Source organism: Deinococcus frigens DSM 12807, assembly GCF_000701425.1.
In the GTDB taxonomy this organism is placed as follows: domain Bacteria; phylum Deinococcota; class Deinococci; order Deinococcales; family Deinococcaceae; genus Deinococcus; species Deinococcus frigens.
This window is the reverse complement of record NZ_JNIW01000109.1, coordinates 1-5,524: the sequence shown is the minus strand read 5'-3', so window position 1 is coordinate 5,524 and position 5,524 is coordinate 1. Positions and strand designations below refer to the sequence as shown.

At 62.7% G+C, this 5,524-nt stretch carries 6 protein-coding genes, 1 tRNA gene and 1 rRNA gene; 1 reads left to right on the top strand and 7 read right to left on the bottom strand.

All coding sequences use genetic code 11. The features are described 5' to 3' along the window. The 5 genes from Q322_RS23690 to Q322_RS21370 all read right to left on the bottom strand — a co-directional run. Positions 1-258 (bottom strand): hypothetical protein (locus Q322_RS23690; protein ID WP_029479514.1); only part of this gene is annotated, 258 nt, incomplete at its 3' end. 362 nt (positions 259-620) lie between these two features. Beyond that, a complete protein-coding gene (tmpR, locus tag Q322_RS0119465) occupies positions 621-1,337 on the bottom strand; it encodes a bifunctional dihydropteridine reductase/dihydrofolate reductase TmpR (protein ID WP_029479513.1) in 717 nt (238 codons plus the stop codon). Beyond that, positions 1,334-1,741 (bottom strand): NUDIX domain-containing protein, encoded by a 408-nt coding sequence (locus Q322_RS0119460; protein ID WP_029479512.1) that lies wholly within the window; start codon positions 1,739-1,741, stop codon positions 1,334-1,336. Before Q322_RS0119460 ends, tmpR begins: the two co-directional genes overlap by 4 nt. A 59-nt stretch (positions 1,742-1,800) precedes the next feature. After that, complete coding sequence (locus tag Q322_RS0119455; RefSeq protein ID WP_029479511.1) at positions 1,801-2,409, bottom strand: hypothetical protein; 609 nt, start codon at positions 2,407-2,409, stop codon at positions 1,801-1,803. After that, complete coding sequence (locus Q322_RS21370; protein ID WP_051668796.1) at positions 2,400-4,244, bottom strand: site-specific DNA-methyltransferase; 1,845 nt, start codon at positions 4,242-4,244, stop codon at positions 2,400-2,402. The genes Q322_RS0119455 and Q322_RS21370 overlap by 10 nt, the downstream gene beginning before the upstream one ends. Before the next feature lie 123 nt (positions 4,245-4,367). Between Q322_RS21370 and Q322_RS0119445 the strand changes: the two genes are divergently transcribed. Further along, on the top strand, positions 4,368-5,168 hold the full coding sequence (locus Q322_RS0119445; protein ID WP_084148109.1) for a polyphosphate kinase 2 family protein: 801 nt from the start codon (positions 4,368-4,370) through the stop codon (positions 5,166-5,168). A 63-nt stretch (positions 5,169-5,231) separates the two neighbouring features. On the opposite strand, the gene Q322_RS0119440 is transcribed toward Q322_RS0119445, so the two are convergent. Further along, positions 5,232-5,307, bottom strand: a tRNA-Gly gene (locus Q322_RS0119440). A 47-nt stretch (positions 5,308-5,354) separates the two neighbouring features. Beyond that, a 5S ribosomal RNA gene (gene rrf / locus Q322_RS0119435) occupies positions 5,355-5,471 on the bottom strand. Positions 5,472-5,524 lie beyond the last annotated feature (53 nt).

The window sequence follows — 5,524 nt, the reverse complement described above, 5'->3', positions numbered from 1 at the left end:
CGCGACGCCGCCAGTCTGGAGCGCCTGATCCTGGTGCTGTCGGTGGCGACCTTGCTGCTCGTCTCCGAAGGTATCGAGGTGGTGCAGCGTGGGGATCGACGACACGTCGATCCCCACTGGCGGCGGGCGCTGAGCTACCTCAAGATCGGTCTCCGGGCGGTTCATTACGCGCTGAGCCGTGGTCAGGCAATCTTCTCTCGCCTGACGCTCCAGGGTGGGCCTGACCCTGAGCCACTGGGCCATCGGAAACGCCTTCATGCCCCTCCTCAAACCACCCTTGAAGTTGGCTGGCAGCTCGTTTTCCGTCCGCCCTCATAAAATTTGTCAGGCCGCCAGGCGCTCAATCTGAACTGTGGTCTGGAAACTGAAGGAATCATAAACGCACGGGATATTGCATGTGGTGAAAAATCCGACGCGCCTTGAGAAAAGGCCAGTCACTGCCAGATGACCTGCCCTCCAGCAAAGCAGAGTAGCTTCTGTGGATTCTCACCCAGTAATGCCACCAACGTTTCGCAGATCAGCATTCACTCATAATCCCTCATGTTTTAACGTCCATCTGAGGGGGCATTCGCTAGTAATCCAGCCATCAGACGGACCAGATCAGGAGATTCACAGCCTGGTTAGAGGTTCCAGCCCCCGGCCACTTCCAATTCCTGCCCGGTCACGTAGTCGCTGGCCCGCACAAAGTACAGCGCGGCGTCCACCAGTTCGGCCACCGTTCCCGCGCGCCCGGCAGGAATCTCGCGTAGGGGCTGGGACACGCTGGTGTCAATCACGCCGGGGCTGACCACGTTCACGCTGACCCCGCTGCCCGCCAGCACCGCCGCCAGCGAGCGCGACACTTGCAGCACGCCGGTCTTGGCGATCACATACGGCACGATGCCGGGCCGCGCCGTCAGGTTGCGTGCGCCCGCGTAGCCCAGGTTGACGATGCGCCCGAAGCCCACCGCCTGCATCAGCGGCGCAGCCTCCTGGCAGGTGGCGAAGGTGGCACCCAGGTTGCTGCCCAGCATCTCGGCCCATTCGGCGTCGGTGGTGTCCAGCAGCGGCTTATTCACATAATTGCCCACGTTGTTGACCAGCACGGCCAGCGGCGATCCGGCAAAGGCGGCGTGTGCCTGCCGCACCACCTCACGGGCCTGGGCGGGATCGGTGAGATCGGCCTGCAAGGTCACGGCCTGCACGCCCGCCGCCTCGCACCGTTGCGCAGTTTCCTCGGCCCGCTCCGCGCTGCTCCGGTAATGCACCGCGATGCCGTAACCCTCCTGTGCCAGCGCGACGGCCAGCGCCCGCCCAATGCCGTGGGCCGAGCCGGTGACCAGCGCCGTTCCCTTCACTTTTCCTCGCGCTGGGCCAGTTCCACCAGCGTTTGCGTGTAGGTGTTCAGCGGGTAGACGGCGGCCCCGGCCAGCGTGACCCAGACCCATTCCTCGATTTCCTCGTTGGGCGTGATCTCGGTCTTGTCTGTGCGGGCAAAGTAATCAAAGAGCAGCATGTGACTGGCCTTGTGAAACTCCGGCGAGAGGATCGCCTCCTGCGTCTGGGCGGAGCGGATGTCTAACAGCACCAGCCCGGTTTCCTCGCGGAACTCGCGGGCCACGGCGTCCAGCAGGGTCTCGCCCCAGTCCACCTTGCCCCCTGGCACGCCCCACAATCCGCGCCACTTGGTCGTCCGGACCAGCAACACGCGCCCCGCCCGGTCCGAAACCAGCGCCCCCACACACACCAACGGCCTGTCCATGCGGCCCAGGCTACGGCGAAAAGCGGGGAGGGGCTGTGGGGCTTGCCACGACCAACCCTTTACGACAGCAGCGGCAGCAGTTCAGCCATCGGTGACAGATCGGCCAGTTTCAGATCGGCCACCCGCCGTTTCTCACCGTTATAAACGATAAATCCCGAATCCAGTAACTTTTTCTCGGAGGCCCAGCCGATGATGTACGCGTGGGTCGAGGCCGCCACAGTCGTTCTCGGCTCGCTGTCCAGCCGGTAGTGGAAGTACACCTGGATGTTGATGTCGCGCGGCTCCCGGCGGTTGAAGGCGGGCCGGAACTGCCCCGGAATCGCCCCGATGCCATGCCGGTACGACAGCGAGGACTTCACCGAACACTTCGCCGCCGTGCCGTTTTCCCGGCACACGAGGAGATCGTGGCCCGCGTCGGGCGTCGTGGCGGCCTTGTCCACGGCGGAGACGGCGGACTTGCCCTGGCCCGTCAGGTACGCGATCACCGCCAGTTCGGCCACCTCGCCCATCAGCAGGTTGTGGTATTTCTCCAGCGGATCGCGACCATGCAGATCGGCCCGGTCCCGGACATGCGGCAGCAGGCGGGCGCAGGTGATGGCCGCCGCCCCCACCATCTCCTCCGACACCAGATCGCGCAGGGGAATGGCGTCGGCGGCGGTCAGGGGCATGTTCCTCCAAAAGCCTCTCGCAACTCGGCTGGAAGGGAGCAGACGGCGACATTCTCCAGCATGGTGGCCGCCTCCACCTCCTCCGCCTGCCAGGTGTAAACGGTCACGGGCCGCCCCGCCTTCCTCGCCAATCGCTCAACTTCGTCTAGCACTTCACGGCTGGTTTCGGTTAAATACAGCAGTACCAGATCAGCGGTCCACTGTTGCTGAAGGGCGCGGTCCGGGCAATAGTGTCCCAAGACCTGAAGGTGACGCAGTTGCAGGGCAAACCAGATCTGCTGGTGTGCCGTCTCCCCGGTCAGGAGGTGGGCCGCACGCAGATAGGCAAACTCCCCTCCCAGTCCCGGCACATCCACCGGGCCGGAGCGGGTGCGGTGGGTGTAGCCCTGAATGGCCCGCCCCACCCGCTCACGGGTCACGGACTGGCACAGATTCCTGGCTGGCTCCTGCGCCGTGGCCTCGGTGGAAGACACCAGGATAAAGCGGCGATTTGAGGTGTGATCGGCGGCATTCAGCGCCAGGACCGCGTGCGCCGTGGTCCCGCTGCCCGCGAAGAAATCCAGCACGGTGTCGTCCGGGCCGGTGGCCTGCGCGATCAGGGTCTGGATCAGCGACAGCGGTTTGGGATAGCTGAAGCCCACGCCCGCCGACTGGAGCATCTGCCCCAGCAGCGCGGTGCCCTCGGCATTCAGGCCGCTGCGCAGCACCGTCCGGTCTTGCTCGCCTTCCTCCTTCATGCCCACGATCCAGCTCGAAAGAGGCTTGTTCGCCCGCCTGACCTCCGAGCGAAAGCGCTTGTAACCCGGCGTGCCGTAGCCCAGGCGTTTGCCGACATACTGCGCCAGATACGCAGTTTCCTCTGCGGGCGTGTCGTACAGGCCGAGCTGGAGGAAATGCGGGGCGTCGCCCTTCACGATGGCGGCGCGCAACTCCTCGAGCGTGACATAAACGGCAGTGCGGTCTTTTTTCGGAAAGATCACCCGCCCCTCGCGGATCAGTTGCTCCATCGTTTCACGCCGCAGCTTCTGGCCCTGTTTGACGTACCGCTCGGAGGCGAAGGCCCAGACCCGCTTGGGGTTGGGCGCGTACCAGATGTCCTCAATTGGATTGTGAATGGGGTAGAACCCATTCGGGCGGGCGCGGTAGTCGTGCGCTTTGGACAGATCGCCGCGTTTCCATGGCTCGGGGTGGCCCGGATCATGGTCCTTGTAGCCCGACAGGTCCTTGTCCAGCCCGGCGAATGAGAAGCCGGGGTGGGCGTAGCACAGCACGTACTCGTGATCGACGCTCAGAAAGCTGGCGGGCACGTCATTGCTGCCCGAACGCCGCCGCCACACCAAGGTTCCCACCTTGCCCCCCGGAAACACCCCGTCCAGCAGCAGGGTCAGGCGGGCCACCTCGTAGTCGTCGATAGAAACGAACAGCACGCCGTCCGGGGTGAGCAACTCACGCGCCAGATTCAGACGCTGGGCCATGAATTCCAGCCAAGCCGAATGCCGGTAGGCGTCGTCCTTACCGTGATAGCGGTCATGGTAGGCGAGTTCCTGGCCCCCGGTGTTGTACGGCGGGTCAATATAGATGCACTTGACCCTGCCCTGATGGGTCAGTTGCAAGAAGCGCAGGGCGTCCAGATTGTCGCCCTCGACGATAAGGTGGCGATACGGCGCGTCGCCCACGCTCAGACCTGCGTCAAAGTGTAGTGCCACGGCATCAGGCCCCGTCTCTTCGCCGCGCTCCCAGACCAGACCAAAGGTCTGAGCGGCGGCGTGTTTTTCCAGCAACTTGATCAGCGCCTCGCGGTCCAGATGGTCATAGCGGCGGTCAGCATCCGTCATCAATCACCCAGCACACCTGGCGAAATCATCCCAATCGTTTGAAGGTTGCCGCATCTCTTCAGGATATGCCAGGGAAGCGTCCCGGACCGGCAGCTCGCAGGTGCTAGCCTCACGGGCATGGACCTGAAGACCGAAGGCTACCGCGTGAAAGTCGGCAAAAATGTCAAGCTTAAAAATTGGAAGACCGACGAGGACGACGGTCTGGACAAAAGTGAGGGCAAGGCGTGGACCAAAGCACTCGCCGATGAGCTGGCCCACTGGCAAGAACGGCTGTATGCCGAGAACAAACAGGCCCTGCTGATCGTCTTGCAGGCACGGGACGCGGGGGGCAAGGACGGCACGGTCAAGCATGTGATCGGTGCCTTTAATCCCAACGGCGTCCACATCGCCAACTTTAAAGTCCCTTCCGAGGAAGAACTGGCCCACGATTTCCTGTGGCGCATTCACGCCAAGACGCCCAAGAGGGGCATGGTGGCCGTCTTTAACCGCAGCCACTACGAGGACGTTTTGGTGACCCGAGTCCACGACATCATCGACGACCGCACCGCCCAGCAGCGTCTGGACCACATCCGCAATTTCGAGGCGCTGCTAAACGACACCGGCACGCGCGTCCTCAAGTTTTATCTGCACGTCAGCAAGCAAGAGCAGGAGCAGCGGCTGCAAGACCGCCTGGATGATCCCGACAAGCTGTGGAAGTTCAGTGCGGGCGATCTGGAGGAACGCGCGCTGTGGGATCAGCACACACCCGCCTATCAGGATGCCCTGACTACCAGCACCGTGCAGGCCCCGTGGTACGTCATTCCTGCCGACCGCAAATGGTTTCGCAACGTCTTGATCAGTCAGATCATCCTGGAGACCCTGAAAGACATGAACCCTCAGTTCCCAGAAACCGATCTGGACCCAGACAGCATTAAGATTAAATAGAACGCGCGACGCGACAAGAGAAAAGCCCCCTCCATTGCGGAGGGGGCCGTTCAAGAACAGGTGTGGAGCGGGAGACGAGATTCGAACTCGCGACATCTACCTTGGCAAGGTAGTGCTCTACCAGCTGAGCTACTCCCGCAGAAGACGCACCGCATAGCGATGCGTGAAACAAGAAAAAAGGAAAAACCCCCGCACTGACCGACTTTTCCGGGATGCTGCCATCCGAGTATCATTGGCGCGGCTGTGTTTCACGGCCCAGTTCGGCATGGGATGGGGTGGGTCCACAGCGCTGTGGGCACGGGGGTGTCTGCATTTGTGGGTCCAACTTCAAAAAAAGCTTTGAAAAGTGGATGCAA

Excerpts from the sequence above, each read along its gene's own strand:
- Q322_RS0119460 (WP_029479512.1), bottom strand. The coding sequence starts at position 1,741 with ATGGACAGGCCGTTGGTGTGTGTGGGGGCGCTGGTTTCGGACCGGGCG.
- Q322_RS0119455 (WP_029479511.1), bottom strand. The coding sequence starts at position 2,409 with ATGCCCCTGACCGCCGCCGACGCCATTCCCCTGCGCGATCTGGTGTCG.
- Q322_RS21370 (WP_051668796.1), bottom strand. The coding sequence starts at position 4,244 with ATGACGGATGCTGACCGCCGCTATGACCATCTGGACCGCGAGGCGCTG.